The 20,225-nt window shown below is 73.7% G+C and carries 26 protein-coding genes; 13 read left to right on the plus strand and 13 right to left on the minus strand.

From position 1 onward, the window contains the following. The first annotated feature begins 49 nt into the window (after positions 1 to 49). Complete coding sequence (locus AMK25_RS17825; RefSeq protein WP_443189917.1) at positions 50 to 736, plus strand: thymidine kinase; 687 nt, start codon at positions 50 to 52, stop codon at positions 734 to 736. A gap of 59 nt (positions 737 to 795) precedes the next feature. On the opposite strand, the gene AMK25_RS17830 is transcribed toward AMK25_RS17825, so the two are convergent. Then, positions 796 to 1,254, minus strand: a complete 459-nt coding sequence (locus tag AMK25_RS17830; RefSeq protein WP_073829496.1) for an Rv0361 family membrane protein — start codon at positions 1,252 to 1,254, stop codon at positions 796 to 798. Positions 1,255 to 1,375: 121 nt separating this feature from the next. Between AMK25_RS17830 and AMK25_RS17835 the strand changes: the two genes are divergently transcribed. Beyond that, entirely contained in the window at positions 1,376 to 1,747 is a 372-nt protein-coding gene (locus AMK25_RS17835; RefSeq protein ID WP_073829497.1) for a VOC family protein, read from the plus strand. A gap of 142 nt (positions 1,748 to 1,889) precedes the next feature. Here AMK25_RS17835 and AMK25_RS17840 read toward each other — a convergent pair whose 3' ends face one another. Then, positions 1,890 to 2,876, minus strand: coding sequence for a tyrosine-type recombinase/integrase (locus tag AMK25_RS17840; protein WP_073829498.1), 987 nt, complete (start codon positions 2,874 to 2,876; stop codon positions 1,890 to 1,892). Between the two features lie 82 nt (positions 2,877 to 2,958). Between AMK25_RS17840 and AMK25_RS17845 the strand changes: the two genes are divergently transcribed. Beyond that, positions 2,959 to 3,972, plus strand: coding sequence for a helix-turn-helix transcriptional regulator (locus AMK25_RS17845; protein WP_073829499.1), 1,014 nt, complete (start codon positions 2,959 to 2,961; stop codon positions 3,970 to 3,972). A 5-nt stretch (positions 3,973 to 3,977) separates the two neighbouring features. Here the strand turns inward: AMK25_RS17845 and AMK25_RS17850 are convergent, their stop codons facing one another. The 4 genes from AMK25_RS17850 to AMK25_RS17865 all read right to left on the minus strand — a co-directional run bounded on the left by AMK25_RS17850 (position 3,978) and on the right by AMK25_RS17865 (position 6,244). Continuing rightward, positions 3,978 to 4,412, minus strand: coding sequence for an Hsp20/alpha crystallin family protein (locus AMK25_RS17850; protein ID WP_073829500.1), 435 nt, complete (start codon positions 4,410 to 4,412; stop codon positions 3,978 to 3,980). A 73-nt stretch (positions 4,413 to 4,485) separates the two neighbouring features. Next, positions 4,486 to 4,995: a GNAT family N-acetyltransferase gene (locus tag AMK25_RS17855; protein WP_241826397.1), complete on the minus strand. Its 510-nt coding sequence runs from the start codon at positions 4,993 to 4,995 to the stop codon at positions 4,486 to 4,488. After that, positions 4,992 to 5,519, minus strand: coding sequence for a DUF2087 domain-containing protein (locus AMK25_RS17860; protein ID WP_073829501.1), 528 nt, complete (start codon positions 5,517 to 5,519; stop codon positions 4,992 to 4,994). Before AMK25_RS17860 ends, AMK25_RS17855 begins: the two co-directional genes overlap by 4 nt. 236 nt (positions 5,520 to 5,755) lie before the next feature. Further along, positions 5,756 to 6,244 (minus strand): GNAT family N-acetyltransferase, encoded by a 489-nt coding sequence (locus tag AMK25_RS17865; RefSeq protein ID WP_073829502.1) that lies wholly within the window; start codon positions 6,242 to 6,244, stop codon positions 5,756 to 5,758. Between the two features lie 108 nt (positions 6,245 to 6,352). On the opposite strand from AMK25_RS17865, the gene AMK25_RS17870 reads away from it, so the two are divergent. From AMK25_RS17870 to AMK25_RS17880, 3 genes are all read left to right on the plus strand, one after another. After that, a complete protein-coding gene (locus AMK25_RS17870) occupies positions 6,353 to 7,894 on the plus strand; it encodes an ArnT family glycosyltransferase (RefSeq protein WP_073829503.1) in 1,542 nt (513 codons plus the stop codon). A gap of 13 nt (positions 7,895 to 7,907) precedes the next feature. Beyond that, the gene (locus AMK25_RS17875) at positions 7,908 to 8,726 is read left to right on the plus strand and encodes a TIGR04222 domain-containing membrane protein (RefSeq protein WP_073829504.1); all 819 of its coding nucleotides are present in this window, start codon (positions 7,908 to 7,910) and stop codon (positions 8,724 to 8,726) included. Positions 8,727 to 8,871: 145 nt separating this feature from the next. Next, the gene (locus AMK25_RS17880; protein ID WP_073829505.1) at positions 8,872 to 9,180 is read left to right on the plus strand and encodes a hypothetical protein; all 309 of its coding nucleotides are present in this window, start codon (positions 8,872 to 8,874) and stop codon (positions 9,178 to 9,180) included. A 66-nt stretch (positions 9,181 to 9,246) separates the two neighbouring features. On the opposite strand, the gene AMK25_RS17885 is transcribed toward AMK25_RS17880, so the two are convergent. Both AMK25_RS17885 and AMK25_RS17890 read right to left on the minus strand, forming a co-directional pair. After that, entirely contained in the window at positions 9,247 to 10,818 is a 1,572-nt protein-coding gene (locus tag AMK25_RS17885) for an MDR family MFS transporter (RefSeq protein ID WP_073829506.1), read from the minus strand. A gap of 67 nt (positions 10,819 to 10,885) precedes the next feature. Next, on the minus strand, positions 10,886 to 11,494 hold the full coding sequence (locus AMK25_RS17890) for an acyl-CoA-like ligand-binding transcription factor (protein WP_073829507.1): 609 nt from the start codon (positions 11,492 to 11,494) through the stop codon (positions 10,886 to 10,888). 334 nt (positions 11,495 to 11,828) lie between these two features. Between AMK25_RS17890 and AMK25_RS17895 the strand changes: the two genes are divergently transcribed. Next, positions 11,829 to 12,365: a DUF1062 domain-containing protein gene (locus AMK25_RS17895; RefSeq protein ID WP_241826398.1), complete on the plus strand. Its 537-nt coding sequence runs from the start codon at positions 11,829 to 11,831 to the stop codon at positions 12,363 to 12,365. A gap of 69 nt (positions 12,366 to 12,434) precedes the next feature. On the opposite strand, the gene AMK25_RS17900 is transcribed toward AMK25_RS17895, so the two are convergent. Beyond that, complete coding sequence (locus AMK25_RS17900) at positions 12,435 to 13,622, minus strand: macrolide family glycosyltransferase (protein WP_073829509.1); 1,188 nt, start codon at positions 13,620 to 13,622, stop codon at positions 12,435 to 12,437. Between the two features lie 127 nt (positions 13,623 to 13,749). Here AMK25_RS17900 and AMK25_RS17905 point away from each other — a divergent pair, with 127 nt between their 5' ends. Next, complete coding sequence (locus AMK25_RS17905; protein ID WP_073829510.1) at positions 13,750 to 14,343, plus strand: TetR/AcrR family transcriptional regulator; 594 nt, start codon at positions 13,750 to 13,752, stop codon at positions 14,341 to 14,343. A gap of 29 nt (positions 14,344 to 14,372) precedes the next feature. Here the strand turns inward: AMK25_RS17905 and AMK25_RS17910 are convergent, their stop codons facing one another. Continuing rightward, entirely contained in the window at positions 14,373 to 14,834 is a 462-nt protein-coding gene (locus tag AMK25_RS17910) for a tetratricopeptide repeat protein (RefSeq protein ID WP_073829511.1), read from the minus strand. Positions 14,835 to 15,054: 220 nt separating this feature from the next. Between AMK25_RS17910 and AMK25_RS17915 the strand changes: the two genes are divergently transcribed. After that, complete coding sequence (locus AMK25_RS17915) at positions 15,055 to 15,777, plus strand: hypothetical protein (protein ID WP_241826399.1); 723 nt, start codon at positions 15,055 to 15,057, stop codon at positions 15,775 to 15,777. A 4-nt stretch (positions 15,778 to 15,781) separates the two neighbouring features. Here AMK25_RS17915 and AMK25_RS17920 read toward each other — a convergent pair whose 3' ends face one another. After that, the gene (locus AMK25_RS17920) at positions 15,782 to 16,639 is read right to left on the minus strand and encodes an MBL fold metallo-hydrolase (RefSeq protein WP_073829512.1); all 858 of its coding nucleotides are present in this window, start codon (positions 16,637 to 16,639) and stop codon (positions 15,782 to 15,784) included. Positions 16,640 to 16,733: 94 nt separating this feature from the next. Between AMK25_RS17920 and AMK25_RS17925 the strand changes: the two genes are divergently transcribed. Together AMK25_RS17925 and AMK25_RS17930 are read left to right on the plus strand one after the other, a co-directional pair. Beyond that, entirely contained in the window at positions 16,734 to 17,510 is a 777-nt protein-coding gene (locus tag AMK25_RS17925; protein WP_073829513.1) for a class I SAM-dependent methyltransferase, read from the plus strand. A 47-nt stretch (positions 17,511 to 17,557) separates the two neighbouring features. Then, the gene (locus AMK25_RS17930; RefSeq protein WP_073829986.1) at positions 17,558 to 18,088 is read left to right on the plus strand and encodes a hypothetical protein; all 531 of its coding nucleotides are present in this window, start codon (positions 17,558 to 17,560) and stop codon (positions 18,086 to 18,088) included. Positions 18,089 to 18,094: 6 nt separating this feature from the next. Here AMK25_RS17930 and AMK25_RS17935 read toward each other — a convergent pair whose 3' ends face one another. Beyond that, positions 18,095 to 18,565: a J-domain-containing protein gene (locus AMK25_RS17935; protein WP_073829987.1), complete on the minus strand. Its 471-nt coding sequence runs from the start codon at positions 18,563 to 18,565 to the stop codon at positions 18,095 to 18,097. A 125-nt stretch (positions 18,566 to 18,690) separates the two neighbouring features. On the opposite strand from AMK25_RS17935, the gene AMK25_RS32225 reads away from it, so the two are divergent. Beyond that, on the plus strand, positions 18,691 to 18,852 hold the full coding sequence (locus tag AMK25_RS32225; RefSeq protein ID WP_158070669.1) for a hypothetical protein: 162 nt from the start codon (positions 18,691 to 18,693) through the stop codon (positions 18,850 to 18,852). A 24-nt stretch (positions 18,853 to 18,876) separates the two neighbouring features. Here AMK25_RS32225 and AMK25_RS17940 read toward each other — a convergent pair whose 3' ends face one another. Then, the gene (locus AMK25_RS17940) at positions 18,877 to 19,413 is read right to left on the minus strand and encodes a GNAT family N-acetyltransferase (protein ID WP_073829514.1); all 537 of its coding nucleotides are present in this window, start codon (positions 19,411 to 19,413) and stop codon (positions 18,877 to 18,879) included. A gap of 152 nt (positions 19,414 to 19,565) precedes the next feature. On the opposite strand from AMK25_RS17940, the gene AMK25_RS17945 reads away from it, so the two are divergent. Then, positions 19,566 to 20,216, plus strand: coding sequence for a LysE family translocator (locus AMK25_RS17945; RefSeq protein WP_073829515.1), 651 nt, complete (start codon positions 19,566 to 19,568; stop codon positions 20,214 to 20,216). Positions 20,217 to 20,225: the final 9 nt, after the last annotated feature.

The following is a 20,225-nucleotide window of genomic DNA, read 5'->3' on the forward strand; positions in this document are numbered from 1 at the left end:
CGATGGACTAGGCTGCCCCGACGTGACCGACGACGCCGCCCTGACCTGCCTGGCCCGTCCCCTGCCGGGGCCCGGCGACGACCGAGCCGCCGGCTGCGCCGCCGCCCGCGGCGTCGACGGCCGGCCGCTGCACGCCGCCGCGCTGAAGTTCTTCTGGGGGCCGATGGACTGCGGCAAGTCCACCATGGCGTTGCAGATGAACCACAACCACGCCCGCCAGGGCCGCCGCGGCCTGGTCACCACCCGCATCGACCGCTCGCTCGGCCCGCAGGTCACCACCCGCATCGGCCTGGCCCACGAGGCCGTCGAGGTCACCGACGACCTGGACCTGCGCGACCTGGTCCGCGACGCCTGGGCCGAAGGGGTACGGGTGGACTACCTCATCTGCGACGAGGCGTCGTTCTACAACCTCGAACACGTCGAGCAGATGGCCGAGCTGGTCGACCGGTTCGACGTCGACGTCTACGCCTTCGGGCTGGCCACCGACTTCCGCTCCTGCCTGTTCCCGGCCGCGCAGCGGCTGTTCGAACTGGCCGACGAGGTGGCCCGCATCCAGGTCGAGGTGCTGTGCTGGTGCGGCCGGGAAGGGCTGCTCAACGCCCGGGTCGTGCAGGGCGCGGTGGTCCGCGAGGGCGCGCAGGTCGTCATCGGCGACACCGTGGACAGCGCCGACGTGCGCTACCAGGTGCTGTGCCGGCGGCACTACCGCTCCGGGGACCTCGGCCCGCGTACCTGACGGGCGCGCGCCTGCCCCCCAGGGCGTCGGCGTGACCCCTCCTGTGGTGACCCCGACGGTCAGAACGGATCCCCGCAGACCCGCCAGCCGCCGTCCTCCGGTACCACCGGCAGCTCCCGCTCCTCGCTGCCGCCGCCGTCGCGGTTGATCCGCACCACCACCGTGCCGTGCGGGCGGCCGGAGCGGGTCGCCACCGACACGTCGACGATCTCGTAGCCGCTGACCTGCGGCGGCGTGCGCACCCAGCTGCCGAAGCCGGATTTGCTCCACCTACCCCGGGCCTCGGCGCACAGCCGCTCGTACGCCGCGTCGGTGTCACCGGAGGCGACGTCGCGGAAGAAACCGTCGGCCGTCTCCCGCACGGGCCCGTCCGCCTGGAGCACCACCTGGGCGTTCCACACCGCCAGACCGGCCACCCCGATCAGGCAGGTGCCCACGCCGAGAGCGGCGATCAGCACACCGGCGCGCAGCGGCCGGCGCCGCCGAGTCGTGTGCTGCCACTCCCGCTGCCTGCCCATCACCCCGACGGTAGGCAACCGGCGGTCGGGCCGCAGCCGGTTGCGCCGCGTGTCGCCCGCCGTCGGAGGTGGCCACGCGTACCTGACAGGAGGTGGCAGCTACCGGCGGCAGACTGCGGGCATGACAACCCACGCCGACCTCGCCATGGTCAACCTCGACAGCTCCGACCCGGCCACGCACGCCGCCTTCTACGCCCACGCGCTCGGATGGGAGACCACCCACAGCGAGGCCGAGTACGCCATGATCGTCGCCGACGGCACGTCGATCGGCTTCGGCCTGGTGCCCGGCTACGCGCCGCCGGCCTGGCCGGACGAGTCCGGCGCCAAGCGCTACCACCTCGACCTCGTCGTCGACGACGTGGCCGCCGCCGAGAAGGACCTGCTGGCGGCCGGGGCGACCCGGCCGGAGTTCCAGCCCGGCGGCGAGCGGTGGACAGTGCTCCTGGACCCGGTCGGGCAGCCGTTCTGCCTCTGCCCCCGCACTCAGGGCTGACCGGCTGTCAGCGCAGCGGGCCGCGGGCCACCCGCGGCCCGCATCGCGGCCGGAACGTACTCCAGCCACCAGGTGGCGCCCGCCGCCGCAAGCTGCGTCAGGTAGGTCCGCTCGCCGGCACCCTGCGGCGCGGGTACGACGCTCAGCCGCGCCGGCGGGCCCGCGCCGCCCAGATCGCGTACGCCGGGTCGCGGTCCAGGTTGTGCCGGTCCCTGTCGTAGCGGCGGGTGGTACGCGGATCGGCGTGCCCCATCGCGTCCTGCACGTCCTCCAGCGGCACCCCCTCCGAGCGGGCGGTGGTGGCGAACGCGTGCCGCAGCGAGTGCGGCGACAACTTCGCCCAGGCGGCGATCCCGGCGCGCTGCGCGAGGCGGCGCACCAGGCGGAACACGGCGTGCCGGTCCATCCGGCCACCGGTCGCGGTGACCAGCAGCGGCCCGGTCAGCTCCGGCACCGTCACGCCCTGCGCCTCGGCCCGGACCGCCAGGTAGGCATCGAGGGCGTACGCGGTGCCCGGGGTGAGCGCGCGCCGGCGTACCTTGCCGCCCTTGCCGACGAAACGGACGCTGCGGTGACCGCGTTCCGTGCCCAGGTCGGACAGGTCCAGCGAGACCAGTTCCCCGACCCGCAACCCCAGGTCGGCCAGGAGCGCGACGGCGGCCCGGTTGCGGGCGGCGGTCGGGCCGGTGTCGGCCTCGGCGGCGGCGATCAGCGCGTCGACCTCCTCCGGCGTGAGGCCGACGGTGGCGGAGTGGTCCCTGTCGACGCGGGGCCGGTCAGCAGCCGACACCGGGTTCGCGGTCACCGCGCCCAGTTTGGCCAGGAAGTCGTACCAGCTCGACAGCGCGGACAGCCGGCGCGCCACGGTGGCCGGGGTGAGCGGGCGGCCGTCGCGGCCGCGCGGCGTGGACTCCAGCTCCCGCCCGTAGGCGTTGACGTCGAGGAACGTGGCCCGCAGCGGGTCCAGTCCCCGCTCGGCGCACCAGCTCAGCCAGCCGGTGACGTCCCGCCGGTACGCGTCACGGGTGTGCTCGGACAGGCGCCGGTTGCGCAGCCACGCCTCGGTGACGTCGGCCGGACCGGCGGGCAGGGCAGGGCGGGCGCGGGGCAGCACCTCGGGGCGAAGCATGTGAGAAAGGCTCTCAGTAGGCGGGGGGTTTGGCGACGAGGCGCGCCCGGCCCGATTTTCGGCAGCGGGTTACCGTCACCGGGTGCGTGCCAGCCGGCTGGTCTCCCTGCTGTTGCTCCTGCAGACCCGGGGGCGGATGACCGCCCACGAACTCGCCGACGCCCTGGAGGTGTCGGTGCGGACCGTCTACCGCGACGTCGAGTCGCTCGGCGCCGCGGGTGTCCCGGTGTACGCCGACCGCGGGCCGGCCGGCGGCTACCGGCTGCTGGAGGGCTACCGGACGCGGCTGACCGGGATGACCGGACCGGAAGCCGAGGCGCTGTTCCTCGCCGGCCTGCCCGGACCCGCCGCCGAGCTGGGGCTGGCGTCGGTGGTGGCCGCCGCCGAGCTGAAGGTGCGCGCCGCGCTGCCCGACGAGCTGGCCGACCGCAGCGGCCGGATCCGGCAGCGGTTCCACCTGGACGCGCCCGGCTGGTTCCGGCACCCCGAAGCCACCCCGCACCTGGCCACGCTGGCCGGCGCGGTGTGGGAGGACCGGCTGGTGCGGCTGCGGTACCGGCGCTGGCGCGCGCCGCGCGAGGTGACCCGGCTGGTCGAGCCGCTGGGCGTGGTGCTCAAGGCGGGCCGCTGGTATCTGGTGGGCCGGTGCGGGGAGCAGGTGCGCACCTTCCGGGTCGGCGCGGTGCTCGACGCGGAGGTCACCGGCGAGCGGTACGAGCGCGACGACGGGTTCGACCTGGCCACCTACTGGCGGGAGTGGACCGCCCGGTACGAGCGCGACGTCTACCGCGACCAGGCGCGCATCCGGCTCACCGTGGCCGCGCTGGAGTTCATGCCGTACGTCTTCCCGCCGGAGATGAGCCGGGCCGCCCGGGCCGGCGCCGGTGAGCCCGGCCCGGACGGGTGGCTGGAGACCACGGTGCCGATCGAGTCGGTCCGGCACGCCCACGCGGAGCTGCTGAAGCTCGGCGCGGAGGTGGAGGTGCTCGCCCCGGCGGAGCTGCGGGACCGGTTCACCGCCACCGCGCACGCGCTGACCCGGCTCTACGGCGACGCGGGGTCGGCCGGCGCTCCGGCCTCCCCCGCGTCGGCGTGACGTGCTCAGGCGGTGGTGAGCTGGCGCCGGTCGTTGCCCTCGGCGGGCGTGGCCACTGTGATCCGGCGCGGCTTGGCGCGCTCGGCGACCGGGATGCGCAGCGTCAGCACGCCGTTCTCGTAGCCGGCCTCCAGCCGGTCGGTGTCGAGCGTGTCGCCCAGGAAGAGCTGCCGGGTGAACGTCCCCATCGGCCGCTCGGCGGCGACAAGTTCGATGTTCTCGCCGGTGGGGCGGCGGCGCTCGGCGCGGACGGTCAGCACGTTGCGCTCGACGGTGCAGTCGATGCTGTCCGGGTCGACGCCGGGCAGGTCGAACGCGGCGTAGAAGTAGTCGCCGTCGCGGTAGGCGTCCAGGTGCATCACGGCGGGCCGGGCTGCGGTGCCGAAGAACTGCTCGGCGATCCGGTCGATCTCGCGGAACGGGTCGGTACGCATCAACATGGCTCTTGCCTCCTCGGTTCTCCTGGCCCAAGGTCTCAAGTTGAGCCCGGGTGACTCAACTTCTGATTCTGTTTTAACGCGTCGCCGTCGCGTCGTCAACTCGGGCCGGCAGTGACTTCTCGAACCAGTGCTGCGCGTACGGGCCGCTGGTGAACGCGGGGATCTCCCGGTAGCCGTGCCGGGCGTACAGGGCACGCGCCTCGATCAGGTCGGAACGGGTGTCCAGCCGGATCCGCCGCGCCCCGCCCTCGGCCGCGTACGCCTCGATCGCCGTTATCAGCGCCGCCCCGCCCCCGGCGCCCCGGTGCTCCGGACGCACGTACACCCGGGTCAGCTCGGCCCAGTCCGGTTGCCACCTCAGCCCGGCGCACCCGGCGAGCCGGCCGTCGCAGCGGGCCAGCACCAGCAGCCCGGTCGGCGGGGCCAGGTCGTCGCTCGGGTCCTCGGCCAAGGCTGCGTCCACCTCACCGGGCCGCTCCGGGCGGCCGTACCAGCGGCGCACCATCTCCGCCATGTACTCGCGCAGCATCAGCGCCGCGCCCGGCCCGTCCGGGCGCACGACCTGCGTGCTCCAGCCCGTCACGGGCCGGTCCGCCAGTAGACGCCGTGCTCGCGGGTCAGCAGCATGTCGTCGATCAGGTAGCGGCGCAGCGTCACGTGGTCGGCCTCGCCGCCCTCGCACCACTGGCGCAGCGCGTCGTCCACCTCCCGCTCCGGATAGCGAATCCCCGGCTCGAAGGTGCGTTCGGTGATGTGTTCCAGCAGCACGCGGCGGCGTCCGCGCTGCGCGGGCAGCCGGGTCAGCGCGCCGTCGCGCAGGAACGTCCGCAGGATCGTCTCCCGCGGGTCCGCCGCCGGGGCCGCCGGCGACGCCGCCCCGGCCCGGGCGAACTCGCGCAGCCGCTCGGCGTCGACCCGCAGCCCATCCCCGTCGTCGGCGAGCACACCGGCGTCGGTGAGGCGGCGTACGGCCACCGCGACGTCGCGGGCCGGCAGGCCGGTACGGGCCACCACGGTCGGCGCGTCCCGGGCGCCGAGCACGATCGCGGCGAACACGGTCCGGCGGCGCTCGTCGGCGAGCGCCCCGGCGAGGGCATGAGCGGTCATGGCGGGCAGCCTGTCAGCAACGCGCCGGATCCGGCGAGGCGTTTTCCGGCCCGCCGCTGCCCCGGGCCGCCACGACGGGCGGCGGTGGCCCGGCGGTTGGCTACACCCGACCGACGCGACCGGCACACGCCGCCGCGGGTCAGACCGCGAAGTCGACGTCGGCGGCCTCGCTCGAACGAGTCGCCGTACGCCTTGTGCACCAGCGCCTCGACCCCCGGCAGGAAGGCGCCGCCGCTTCACAGCCGACGGTGCATGACGTGCAGCCCCACCAGGCCCAGCGTCGGGTGGGCGAACGATTCCGGCACGGTGCCGATCACCGTGAAGCCCAGCCGCCGGTACAGCTCCACCGCCGCCGTGTTGGTCTCCACCACGGCGTTGAACTGCATCGCGGCGAAGCCCTGTCGTCGGGCCCAGTCCAGCGCCTCCTCGCACAGCGCACGGCCCACACCCCGGCCGCGCGCGTCCGCCGCCACCATGAAACTCGCGGTCGCCACGTGTGACCCCGGCCCGGGCCGGTTCGGGCCCATCTTCGCGGTGCCGCGCACCGCGCCGTCGTGGTCCACCGCGACCGAGGTACGCCCCGGCGGCCGCTCCACCCACATGTCGCGTGCCACGTCCGGCGGCCATGCGGGGTCGTACACGAACGTGTCGGCGGCGGTGACGACGTCGGCGAAGATCGGCCAGACCTGGTCCCAGTCGGCGTCGGTGTAGTCACGAATCCTCATCGCCGGGCACGCTAGCCGCCGCCCCGGCCGTCCGGCCACCGGTTTCCGTCCACCCGGCCGAGGGGCGCGGGGCATCGGCGGCCCGCCGGTCCGGTCCATCATGGGCAGGTGGCCGAATCAGTCGCCGACATCGATCGGAGCGAGGCCGCCGCGCCGGGTGGCCCGCCACCCGCCGGTCCGCGTGCCCGCGCACCCCTGGTGGTGGGCGCGGTCCTCACCGTCGTGCTGCTGTCGCTCGCCGGCCGCTACGGCTACCACCGCGACGAGCTGTACTTCCTGCTGTGCGGCCGGCACCTCGACTGGGGCTACGTCGACCAGGGGCCTCTCGTGCCGGCGCTGGCGCGGCTGGCCGACACGATCGCGCCGGGCAACCTGGTGGTGCTGCGTACCCCGTCGGCGTTCATCGGCGGCGCGGCGGTGGTGCTGGTCGCCGCGATCGCCCGGCAGTTCGGCGCCGACCGCGTCACCCAGAGCGCCGCGGCGGTGCTCGCCGCCGCCTCGGGCATCGTGCTGGCCGGCGGTCACCTGCTCAGCACCACGAGCGTCGACCTGCTGGTGTGGCTGGCCGCGGCGCTGTGCGTGGTGCGGATGCTGCGCACCGGCGACACCCGGTGGGCGATCGGCGCCGGGCTGGCGCTCGGCGTCGGCCTGCTCAACAAGCCGCTGCCCGCCCTGCTCGGCGTGGGCCTGGTCGCCGGGGTGCTGATCGCCGGGCCGCGCCGGCTGCTGCGCGACCGGTGGGTGCTCGCCGGAGCGGGCGTCGCCGTGCTGCTCGCCGTGCCGTACGTGGCGTGGCAGGCCGCGCACGGCTTTCCGCAGCTCGACGTCGCCGCGTCGATCGCCGACGGCGACAGCTCCTACAGCGGCCGGATCGACGCGCTTGTGCTCCAGTTCCTGATCATCAGCCCGTTCGCGGTTCCGGTGTGGGTGGCCGGGCTGGTCGCGCTGCTGCGTCGGCCGTCCTGGGCGGCGTACCGGTCGCTGGCCTGGGCCTGGCTGGTGGTGGTCGCGATCGTGCTGGTGGCCGGCGGCAAGGGCTACTACGACGCGCCGCTGCTGCTGGTGCTCACCGCCGCCGGTGTGGTGCCGGCCGTCGCGTGGGCGCGCCGGGGCGCGCCCCGGGTCCGGCAGGCGCTGCTGGTCACCGCCGCCGTGCTGATGGCCGCGAGCAGCGCGGTGCTGCTGCTGCCCACGCTGCCCGCCGACCGGCTGCCCGGGTTCGTGGTGGCGGCCAACTACGACGCGGGCGAGACCATCGGCTGGCCGCAGTTCGCCGACTCGGTGGCCGCCGTGCACCGCGCCCTGCCCGCGGCCGAGCGCGACCGGGCGGTGGTGCTGACCGGCAACTACGGCGAGGCCGGCGCGCTGGCCCGGTACGGGCCGCAGCGGGGACTGCCGCGCGCGTACTCCGGGCACAACAGCATGGCCACGTTCGGCCGGCCGCCCGACGACGCGGACGTGGTGATCGTCGTCGGCTGGTCGCGCCCGGACCGGCTGCGTGCCTGGTTCGCCGAGGTCACCGAGGTGGGCCGGGTCGACCAGCGGGTCGACGTCGACAACGACGAGAACGGCGAGCCGATCTTCGTCGCCCGCGGGCTGCGCCGTCAGTGGTCGCAGATCTGGGACACCGAGGTACGCCACGGCTCCTGACATACTTGCCGCCATGCTCTGGGGAGTCAGCGGGCCGATCTTCCTCCTCGACTACCTCGGCGCGGTCGCCGTGGCCGTCGCGCTCGCGGTCGCGGTACGGGAACTGACCGGCCGCCGTACCCGGGGCGCGACGCCCGACCGGGTCGAGTTGGCGTACCTGACCGACCGGGCGCTGCTGGCCTGCCAGGTCGGGGTGGCCGCGCTGCGCCGCGCCGGTGGGGTCGAGATCGGTGAGCTCGCCACCCTGCACGCGCAGGGGCCGCCCCCGGCCGGCTCGCCCGCGCTGGTGCGCGCCCTGCACAGCGCGCTGCGCCGCCCGCAGACCTGGGCGGCGGTGCTCGCCGACCCGGACGTGGGCCGGGCGCTGCGTCGTACGGTCGGGCGGCTGGTCCGCGACGGCTGGCTGCTCACCCGTGCGCAGCGGCGGCGGATCGCGCTGGGCACGGTGCCGCTGTTCGCGGTCGCCGTGGTCGGGCTGACCCGGCTCGTGGACAGCGCTGTCGAGGGGCGCTCCGCCGGTGGTCCCGCTTCGGTCGCCGGGCTGCTGCTGTGCTGCCTGGCCACCGCGCTCGGTGGCTGGTGGCTGACCGAGGTGCCGGAGACCGGGTCCGCGGCCCGCCGCCTGCTGCGGCGGTTGCGCCGTGAGCACGCCGACCTCGACCCGGAACGCCGTCCCACCTGGCAGGGCCGGGACGCCGACACGCTGCTGACGGGGATGGCGCTGTTCGGCCCCCGGCCGCTGCTCGCCGTGGACCCGGCCTTCGCGGTCCAGGTGGGCGTAGATCCGGAACGGGACCGCCCGCGCCCCGACCGCAAACCCGCCCGCCGCTGACCGAACCTCCCATTCCGCGTCGATCATGAAGTTGACGGCGCTCCCTGTCCGGTTTGTCCGGTACAACTCCATGATCGACGCGGGCAGGGGCAGGCCGTCGGCGCGGGCCGGGTTTCCTTGTCTTGGGCGCCGGGAAGGCTCGGGCATGGCCGAGACATTCGTGAGCGAAGACCTGAAGACACTGCAGGCGATTGCGCGCGGGGCCGGGATACAGGAGGTCGACCGCCTGTCGCCGGACCAACTGGTCGAGGCGCTGCGCCGCGCCGGGGTGACGAACGGTACGCAGGACCAGTGGCCGCCCCAGCCGATCGAGGACCCGGCACACCTGGCCGGGCTGCCCCGCAGTTCGCTGACGCAGGGCGACGAGAGCACCGGCGGCCGGGCCGCCGAGGAGTCGATCGGCGCCATGCCCGGCGAGTCCGGCACCGAGATCAACGACCGCACGGAACGCTGACCGGAATCGCACAAGGGGCCGCCCCCGGTGAATCCCGGGGGCGGCCCCACGCTCGATCGGGCGGGGTCAGTGCATCCCGGCGGCGGCCGCCGCCTCCTCACGGGCCCGGCGCTCGTCGCCGCTGAGCGTGTTCAGCGGCTTCTCCTTGATGAACAGCACGACGATCAGGGCGAGCAGCGCGAAGGGCGCGCCGATGAGGAACATCTCCGACGTGGCGGTGCCGTAGACCTCCTGCACGATCCGCAACACCGGCTCCGGCAGGGCCGAGAGGTCCGGCACCTCGGCCGAACCGCCGCCGCTGGCCAGCGGGCCGAGCTTCTCGGTGGTCAGCGACGTCACCCGGTTGGCCAGGACCGCGCCGAGCGCGCTGACCCCGACCGCGCCGCCCATGCTGCGGAAGAACGTCAGCACCGACGTCGCCGCGCCCAGCTCGGCGGCCGGCACGTCGTTCTGCGCGGCCAGCACCAGGTTCTGCAGCAGCATGCCGACGCCGACACCCAGCACCGCCATGTGCACCGACAGCACCGGCACGCTCGTGTTCGCGTCGATGGTGCTCAGCAGCAGCATGCCGACGGTCATCACCGCGGCACCGGCGACCAGGAACATCTTCCAGCGGCCGTACTTGGTGATCAGCTGGCCCGCCACCGTCGAGGAGACCAGCAGACCGAGGACCATCGGCAGGCTCATCAGGCCGGCCGCTGTCGGCGACTTGCCGAGCGAGGTCTGGAAGTACTGCGACAGGAACACGGTGCCGCCGAACATCGCCACGCCCACGAGAATGCTCGCGATCGTGGTGAGGCTGACGGTGCGGTTGCGGAAGATGCCCAGCGGGATGATCGGCTCCTCGGTCCGGGCCTCGACGAACACGGCGAGCGCGAGCAGCGCCAGCCCGCCGCCGACCAGCAGCGCGGTCCAGCCGGACGCCCAGTCGAACTTGTTCCCGGCCAGCGACGACCAGATCAGCAGCGTGGACACGCCCGAGGTGATCAGCAGGGCGCCGAGCCAGTCGATGCGGACCTTGCGGCGCACCACCGGCAGGTGCAGCGTCTTCTGCAGCAGCGCGATGGACAGCAGGCTGAACGGCACGCCGATCAGGAAGCACCAGCGCCAGCCCAGCCAGGACGTGTCGACAAGGACGCCGCCGATCAGCGGGCCGGCGATGGTGCCGACACCGAAGACGGCGCCGAAGATGCCGGCGTACCGGCCCAGCTCACGCGGCGGGATCATGGCCGCCATGACGATCGTGGCGAGCGCGGTCATGCCGCCCGCGCCGATGCCCTGGATGACCCGGCTGAGCAGCAGCACCTCGACGTTCGGTGTGAAGCCGGCGACGAGCGAGCCGACCACGAACAGGCCGAGGGACAACTGGATCAGCAGCTTCTTGCTGTAGAGGTCGGCCATCTTGCCCCACAGCGGGACCGTCGCGGTCATCGCCAGCAGCTCGCTGGTGACGATCCACGTGTAGACGGTCTGGCTGCCGTTGAGGTCGGCGATGATCCGGGGCAGCGCGTTCGCCACCACCGTCGAGGCGAGGATCGCCACGAACATGCCGACCATCAGGCCGGACAACGCCTGGAGCACCTCCCGGCGTGACATCCGCGTACCCGTCTCGGCGGGCGGAACAGTGGCGGTGGTCATCGAACTCCTTGTCGTGTGCACGGGCGAGCGGCCGCGCGACGGCGGCGGCCGGTACGGGCGGGAGGGGTCAGGACGGATCGGGCAGGCCGGCGGCGACGGCGGCGAACGCCTGGGCGGTCAGCTCGCGCAGCGTCGTCCTGTCGGGTTGCTCGACCCACTGCATGAGGGCCGTGCGGAAGACCGCGCCGGCGACAGTGGTGACGAGCGTCGGGTGCCCGTGGCACGGGTCGAGCCCGAGCCGGGCGGCCACCGCCGCGACGATCACCTGTTCCGTCTCGGCGTTGCCGCTGATCAGCCGCGGGAGCAGCGACGGGTTCGCCGCGATCACCTGCAGCCGCAGCAGCCACACCTCCCGGTCGGCTTCGATAGCCCCGACGACGTCGCCGAAGGCCAGCCGCAGCGCGTCGAACGCGGACACCTCCGCCGGCGCGGCGACGACGCGGGCGGCCAGCACCTCGCGGTCGGTCGGCTGGTCGCCGAGCAGCGCCTCGTCCTTGCTGGGGAAGTAGTTGAAGAAGGTGCGGGCCGACACGTCGGCGGCCTCGCTGATCTCCTCCACGGTCACCTGGTCCAGGCCGCGCTCGGCGACCAGGCGCAGCGCGGCGGCGCTGAGGGCGGCGCGGGTCTGCCGCTTCTTGCGGTCACGCAGGCCGGGGCGGCTCTGATTCGTGGTCACCCCACGACCCTACGAGCGATCTTGCAGAGAGTGCAAAGTTTTAGTGAGTGAAGTGACGTGCGACGCACCGCGGCGACGCCGGAAAACGGGTTGAGCGCGGTTTCCGGCGTCCCGTACGTTCCTCGCACCTCTGTCGCAGCGAAGAAGGACGATTCCGCGTGACCCCTCCTGCTCTCTAGAACCTGACACGTTCCCCACGCCTGTAGCCGTCGCCCTGCGCGACGGCTCCCCGGGCTGCCCTCGCGCGCCCGGCCACAGCGTCCGAGGCCGCGCGTAATCGGCCTCGCGTCAGGTCTTCAGAGATCAGGTCTCCATGTCATCCCAACCTCATATCGTGCTGCCCTGGGTCGTCCGCCGGACCCGCCTTCCACTGCTGTCGCTGCGCTGCGTCACCTGCCGGGCGGAGTCGGCCACCGCCGCCCGGGGCCGGTTCCGGGTCAACGCCAACGGCAAGCTGCTGGACGTCTGGCTGCTGGTCCACTGCGTGTCCTGCGGCCGGACCAGCAAGCTCACCGTCCGCGAGCGGGCGACGGTCAGTTCGTTCGATCCCACCGATCTGCACGGCCACCAACTCAACGATCCCGACCTGGTGGCGGCCACACTGCTGGACCCGGCGTTCGCCCGGCGCTGCCGCTTCACCCTCGACTGGACCGGCGCGTGGCACCTGGACGCGCCGGTCGTGCCGCTTGACGGGTGGCCGGTGCAGGTCAACGTCACGTTCGACGACCCGGTGCCGGTTCGCCCGGACCGGCTCATCGCCCACCGGTTCGGCCTCACCCGGTCCGAGGTGCTGCGCCGGGTCAAGTGCGACATTCCGCTGAACCGTCCGACGAGCACCGCATTCACCTTCACCGTACTGGCGGAGGACTGACCGGGGCGTGGTCGCGGCGGCATCCCGCCGCGACCACGCCCGCGTGAGCGCGCGGCGGCACCGGACGGCTCACGATCGCCGCCCGGCGCCGCCGCGCGCGACGGCGAGTTCGGCCTCGATCAGATCGGCGGCCCGGTCCGCGCCTCCGGCGGCGCGCGCCTGCCGCTTCAGCTCGGCGCTCCGGGCCAGCACTCCGGGGTCCGACGTGAGGGCCAGCAGCGCCGCACGCAGCGCCGCGGCGGTAACACCGGCCGAGTCGACGACCCGGGCGACGCCGAGGGCGGCCAGCTGCTCGGCGTTCGCGAACTGGTCGGCAGCCTGCGGTACGGCGATCATCGGCGTCCCGCAGTAGAGACCTTCGCTGCTGCCGCCCATGCCGGCGTGGGTGACGAAGGCATCCGCCTGCTCCAGCACGGCCAGCTGCGGCACCCACCGGTGGACCTCGACGCTGTCCGGGACGGGACCGAGTTCGGCCGGGTCGACGTGCTTGCCGATCTGCAGAACGGTGTGCCAGCCGGGCAGATCGCCGAACGCGGCGACGCAGCGGCGGTAGAACTCGGGCCGCTGGGTGAAGGCGGAGCCGAGCGAGACGAGCAGCACCCTCCCGGCCTGCTCCGGTCGTACCCAGGAACCCTGCTCGGCGCGGTCGCCCAGCACCGGGCCGACGAAGCTGTAGACCGACCGGTCCACCCGGTCGGCGTTCGGCTGGAGCGCCTCCGGCGGCAGGACGAGGCTGCGGACCGGCCGCCCCTGGAACGCCATGCTGTCGGTGACCGACGAACCCTCAGCGGTCAGCCATGCCGTGAACCGCCGGTAGTAGTCGGCGCCGCGCGGATCGGCCCGCATCGCCTCCACGGCGGGCGCCATCTCCTGCTCGTAGCCGTCCCAGGCCACGAACGTCGAGGAAAGCTGGACGGCCGGAATCCCCCACTGCTCGCCGAGCAGCCGGGCCGGCGCGCCGGCGATGTCGTAGAGGAACAGGTCCGGCCGGTCGTCGGCGTAGGCGGCCCGCAGCTGCGGCAGCATGGCGATCGCGTCGTCGAGGAAGAGCGTGAGCTGCGCGATCGGGTCGTCGATGCCGGCGCCGCCGTCGGCGGGCAGCGTCGAGGCGTACGGCTTCAGCTCCGCGCCGGTGGACCGGATGACCTCGGCGAAGGCGGGGTCGTTGGCGTAGGTGACCCGGTGGCCGCGCCGCACGAGGGTACGGATGATCTCCAGGCTCGGGTTGACGTGGCCGTGGAACGGGATGCTGACCATGGCGATGTGCGGCAAGTGATCTCCTGATCTCTGCTGAGACGAGACGTACCGTCTCGCTTGCCAAGCAGAGCACGGCACGACCGCACCGGTCAAGACGATACGTCTCGTCTCGCTGTAGGCTGCCGGAGTGACTCCGCAGCCCAGCCGCCGCAACGAGCAGTCCCGCCGCGCGATCCTCGCCGCCGCCCTGGAGCTGCTGACCGAGACCGGCTATTCGGCCCTGACCGTCGAGGCGATCGCCGCCCGCGCCGGGGTCGGCAAGCAGACCATCTACCGCTGGTGGCGTGGCAAGGGCGCGGTCATCCTGGACGCGCTCGCCGACGACATGCCGGAGGTCATCGCCCTGCCCGACACCGGTGACCTGCGGGCTGATCTGCGTCAGGTTCTCCGGGCCACCGTTGCCGAGTTCGCCGATCCCCGGCTGTCCGCCACCACCCGTGCCATCACCATCGAGACGCTCGCCGACGAGGACCTGGCCGCCCAGGCGCGCGACCGGCTGCTCCGTCCCCAGCTGAACGCGGTCCGCGCCCGCCTGGAGGCCGCCCGCGACGCCGGCCAGGTACGCCCCGACGCTCCCCTGGACCTGGTGGTGGAGCTGCTGTTCGGCCCGCTGTACCACCGCTGGCTGCTGCGCAACGGCCCGCTGACCGACGACTACGCCGACGGCATCGTCGACCTGGTCGTGGCCGCCGTCACCCCGTCACCGAGCACCGGCCGCTAGCCACTCGCCTGCGGCTTGTCGCGGGCGGGTTATCCGGCGGCCAGTTCCTGCGACAACCGGTCCAGCCCGTCTCTTATCAGCTTCCCGTAGCCGTCGTCGCCGAGCGCGCCCATCCCCTCCCGGGCCTGCCGGACGTGGTCCCGCGCCTGGTCGAGTTCGCCGAGCTTGCGGTAGCACTCCGCCAGGTTGAGATGCAGCGACGGATACAGCCCGGCAACCGACATCGGCACCCCGGCCTGCGCGACCCGCTCGTCGGTGAGCAGGTCGGCCGCCGCGAGCGCCCGCCGGTCCCAGAGCAGTTCCTGGCGTACGTCGTCCTGCACGTCGGCCATCGCGTGCGCGAGAACGCAGACGTGCAGGGGATCGCCCTGCTCCCCGCCGATCTCGTCCCAGATCCGGGCGAACAGGTCGCGGGCGTCCTCACGCCGACCGTGCTGGTGGTGCATCTGCACGCCGTCGTTGATCCGGGTCAGCGTCGCGTCGAACGCCATCGCCTGCTCCCTGGGGTCGGCTGCGGTGGCGTGATCGTATGCCGACAGCGGCCACGGAGCCTACCCGCACATAACTGTCATTATGGTGTAGCGCCGATTTGCCCTCTTTGACCGTAGAGATAAGAGGATTGCTGTTGCCAGTAATTCGGTAATAGGCATGCCGACGTAGCCTCCGGCGAGCCGGACGCCGTCGGCTCCCGGCCTGCTCGACAATCCACGGGTGACGACGACTTCCCCCGTGCGCCAGATGGCCGGCTCGCCTCCCGCACTGCACTACTACGTGCTGCACGACGCCGCCGGCGCGCCGGAAGGACTGTTGGCCGAGGAGTTCCTGCTCGCGGCGGACTACTCCTCCGCCGGCCTGATGAGCGCTGGCTGGACCCGGTCCGAGGGCCGCTGGCACGAGGCGCCGGCCACCAGCCGGCGCCTGCGCGCGGACGCCGGGTTGCGCCAGCGGGTGATGCCCGTCGACCGCGCCTCGGCGGCGGCGCTCTGTCGAGACCTCTGCGGCGCGGACCTGCCGGACGAGGACACGCTGCGGGAGTGCTTCGGCGCCCCTCCGCCTCAGCCGCCGCCCCCTCTGCGGCTGGGCGACTCCGGGCCCCGGCCGGGGTTCCGCGAGACGCGTGTCTACCGGATCCTGTTCGCTGGCGAGCTGAGCCCGGACGGTCTCACGGCACTCGGCGAGGCGTGGCAGATGCCGATCACCGGCGACCCGGCGGATCCCGGGACGCGCATCCTGGGAGCGGTGCGCCGTCAGGTCCGAGGCGACGCCTTCCGCTGGGATCTGCGCCGCGTCGCCGCGGGTGCCGCCTGGGGACTGGACGTGACCTGCGACCTTCTCGGCGACCGCGATGAAGCCGTCGGTGTGCTGCTGCACGGTCTGACGACCCGGATGCGCGAGCAGGGGATGGTTCCCGTCACCGTCGACCGGTTCCGCTGACGCCCTACCTCGCGAACGGCCTGGTCACCTCGAAGGGCTCGGGGAACCGTACGGGGATCCGGGTCTCCGCACTCCTGCGGTCGAGGAACGCCTTCGTCACGGCGAACCTGTCGAAGACGGGCGGCAGCGGGCGGAGCCTGCGGTCCAGCGACACGAAGAAGTTGTCCCAGTGGATCGGCACGATGAGGCCGGGCCGCGTCGCTTCCACCACGTGCCGCCAGTAGTCGTCCTGAAACCGTTGGGACTGCACGCCCAGGGCGCCGATCGCGAGGTACAGGACGTCGACGTCGAGTCCGTCGAACTTGCCGGGTACGAAGTTGGCGCTCGGGTGGATCAGCAGCGCGCCGCCAGGATGGGTGATGAAGAAGGAGAAGCATCCGCCGTCGCGGTAGCTGCTCGCCCGGACCGGCGGGACGAGCGGTTCGTCGATCGTGCCCGGGAATCTGTTGCCGGGGCTGTGGACGCCCGCGAGTACGCGCACGGTGAACGCGCCGACGGTGTGCTCGTCGCCGTCCCCGATGCGCGTCATCGACTCCTCCGCGAGGCCCGCGCCGCGTCCCACGTTGAGGGTCGACTCGGATCCGAAGAGCCTGCCCCCGAGATGCTTGACGACCTCGGGGGCGTCCATGACGTGGTCGTAGTGGGAGTGGGCGACGAAGAGCGCGTCGAGACTGGTCACCCCGGCCCGGGCGAGGGCGCCGGTGATCCGCCCGAGGTCGGGTGCGACGCGACCGAACGCGACACGGAGCAGCGAGGGCCTGCTCAGGAAGCCGTCGATCAAGATGCCGGACGTCCCGTCGGACAGCCATACGGTCGTGGTGCCGAAGAAGACGGCTTCGACAGACGCCCTGCCCGAGCCCATGCCCAGATGGTAGTGCGCCCGTTCTCGCGCTGGTGGCTGTCCGAACGGCGCCGCGAGGGCCGCAGCCGAAGGCGCCCGTCGATAAGGTGACCGGATGGACGAAGACGCACGACGTCGGCACTCCTCGTCGTTCGGCGCGGCGGCGACCGCGTACGCCGAGCACCGCCCGGACTACGCGCGCGCCGCCCTGCGGTGGGCGCTCGAACCCGCCCCCGGCGCGCGGGTGCTCGACCTCGGCGCGGGCACCGGCAAGCTCACCGCCACGCTGGCCGAGGTGGGCGGCGAGGTGACGGCCGTCGAGCCGGATCCGGCGATGCTCGCCGAACTCCGCCGCGCCCTGCCGCAGGTACGCGCGCTGCCCGGCAGCGCCGAGGCGATCCCGCTGCCGGACGCCTCCGTCGATGCCGTGCTCGCGGGCAACGCCATGCACTGGTTCGACATGGCAGTGGCCGGGCCGGAGATCGCCCGCATCCTCTCCCCCGGCGGTGTCCTGGCCGGACTGTGGAACGTCGTGGACGACCGGGTCGACTGGGTCGCCGGTCTCGCGGCGGTCAGCGGAAGCGCCGCCATCGGCCCCCGGGACACGCCCGCGAGCTGGCGCGCCGCCACGGCGACCATGCACCTGCCGAAGACCGGCGAGGCCCGGTTCGGCTCCCCCGAGCAGGCCGAGTTCCCGCACGGGCAGCGCCGCACCGCCGACTCGCTCGTGGCGACGCTCGCCACCCGGGCGGGGATGCTGGTGATGCCGGAGCGGGAACGCATGGAGGCGCTCGACCGCATCCGCGCGTACCTGGCGAGCCGTCCGGAGACGGCCGACGGCGAGTTCACGCTTCCGATGCTGACGTGCGTGCTGCGCGTGCGGCGACTGTGAACCGCGCGACGACGACCGGCGCGGACGTCCGCGCCGCTGCCGCCGCGATGAGCGCCGTGCTGCGGCCCGCTATCAGCCGGGACTGGACGGTACGCGCCGGAGAACTGGACTGGTCGTGCTGGACCACCGCCGCGCACATCGCGCACGACCTGGTCGCGTACGCCGGTCAGGTGGCCGGCCGCCCCGACGACCGCTACCTCCCGTTCGACCTGCGGGTACGCGCCGACGCCGCGCCCGGCGAGGTGCTCACTGTCGCGGTGGCCGCGGCCGGGATGCTCGCCGCCACCGTCGACGCCGCCGAGCCGGGTGACCGGGCGTGGCACTGGGGCCCCTGCGACCCGGGCGGATTCGCCGCGATGGGCGTCGCCGAGATCCTGCTGCACACCCACGACCTCACCCGAGGGCTCGACCTGGACTGGGCACCGCCGGCCGAGCTGTGCGCCCGGGTGGTGCGCCGGCTGTTCCCTGACGCGCCCGACGGGGAGCCGGCGCCGGTGCTGCTCTGGCTGACCGGCCGCGCCCCGCTCGGCGACCGGCCACGGCGCACCGCGTGGACGTGGCAGGCGGCGCGCACCTGAGACGCCTCAGCGGCGCCACCAGCGCCAACGGCGGCGCGGGCGAGCCGCGCCCGGCTGGGGTGACTCCGCGGGTGTGACGACCGGCGCGGCGCGTTCCCGATCGGCGCGCCAGCGGCTCACCGCCTCCTCGACGTTCACCGGTCGGACCACCACGCGCGGCCCGGTCGGGGTACGCAGCCAGGCCACCACCTCGGTGTTGAGCGCCGCCACGTACGACCGCACCGACTCCTCGGTCGGCAGGTCACGCAACTCGGCCGGGAGCTGTTCGATGCGGCGGCGCAACTGCAGCGGCGTGGGCAGCAGCAGATCGGAGGGGATCTGCTCGCGCTCCATGAAGCTGCGGATCCACCACCCCTCGTCGTAGGGCATGTCGCGCCCCGGGATGGGCTTGCCGGCGCCCGGCAGGTTGTCGAACTCGCCGCGCTCCTGGGCCGAGCGGATCTGCGCCTCGACCGCGGCCTCCCACGCTGTCGTCACCGCCGTCACCTCCCGTACCCACGGTATCCGCCGCCGTCCGACAAGGGTCAGCGTCGTGCCGGGTCGGGCTGTTCCCGCGCGGGCCGCCGCGTAACGTGCCACCGGGTACGGGAAGGGGTGGCGGCGTGCGCGACTGGCTCATCGGCCTGGCGGTGATCGGGCCGCTGGACGACCTCGTGGTGGTGGCGCTCGCGTTGCGCTACGCCGCCCGGCAGATGCCCCGGCAGGTGCTGCTCGACGCGTGGCCGGGCGAGCCACGGCTGCTCCTGCGCCTGCTCGGCCGGTGAGAGTAGCGGCCGAGCAGGCCGGCGTCAGGGCAGGTGGCGGACGTGGCGGTGGCCGTCGCGCGGGTACGGCGGGCGGGCCGGCAGGAGTTCGGCGAAGGCGTACCCGCTCTTCTCCGCCACCCGGCAGGACGCCGGGTTGTCGACCTGGTGCAGCAGCTCCAGATGGGTCAGGCCGGTGGCGGCGAACCGGGCGAACGCCCACCCGGTGACCGCCTCCACGGCCCGCGGCGCGACGCCACGGCCGCGTGCCGGCGCGGCCGTCCAGTAGCCGACCTCGGCGGCCGGACGTCCCGGGCGTACCCCCTTGAGCACCACGCAGGCCACCAGCCGCTCCCCCTCCAGCACGGCGAAGCTGAACCGGTCGGCGGCGGCCCAGCCCTGCCGGCTGCGGCGCAGGAACGCCCGCGCCTGCGCCGGGGTGGTCACCGGGTAGCTGGTCCAGGCGCGCAGCACCGGGTCCCGGTACGCCTCGATCAGCGCGTCGGCGTCACCGTCGCGCCACGGGCGCAACAGCAGGCCGGGCGCGGTCGGGGTGGCCGGCGCGGACAGCACGAGCGACATGCGGCCAAGTATCACCGTTGTGCCCGCTCGCCGGGATCCCCGGAACCGGCGCGGAAGTGTCACGGGTCACCGGGCCGGGCCACGGTTCCGGGGCTCGCCCGGGGCGGGAACGGGCGTAGGGTCCGGTTCACGGTCGGCAACGGGGAGGCGACGTGGTAACTGTCGGCGCGGTCATGGGAATCGCCCTGGTGGCGCTCGGCCTGGTGCTCACGCCCGGGCCGAACATGGTCTACCTGGTCTCTCGGTCGGTGACCCAGGGCCGGCGGGCCGGGCTGGTGTCGCTGCTCGGCGTGGCGGTCGGCTTCCTGGTCTACCTGACCGCCGCGGTGGCCGGCATCGCCACCGTGTTCGTGCTGGTCCCGCCGCTGTACACGGCGGTGAAGCTGGCCGGCGCGGCGTACCTGCTGTGGCTGGCCTGGCGGACGCTGCGCCCGGGCGGCACGTCGGCGTTCACCCCGACGCCGCTGCCGCCGGACCGGCCCCGGCGCCTGTTCACCATGGGTCTGGTCACCAACCTGCTCAACCCCAAGATCGCCATCCTGTACGTGTCGCTGCTACCGCAGTTCGTCGACCCGGCGCGCGGGCACGTCGCGGTGCAGAGCCTGCTGCTCGGCCTGACCCAGATCGTCGTGGCGCTCACCGTGAACGCGCTGATCGTGCTCAGCGCCGGTTCGGTGTCGGCGTTCCTCACCCGGCGGCCCGGCTGGGCGCGCCTGCAGCGGTGGGTGATGGGCACGGTGCTTGCCGCGCTCGCGGTGCGCATCGCGGCGGACCGCTCCCGCGCCGCCGTCGCCACCCCCTGACCGGGGTAC

This window comes from Micromonospora sp. TSRI0369 (assembly GCF_001905625.1).
Lineage (GTDB): Bacteria > Actinomycetota > Actinomycetes > Mycobacteriales > Micromonosporaceae > Micromonospora > Micromonospora echinospora_A.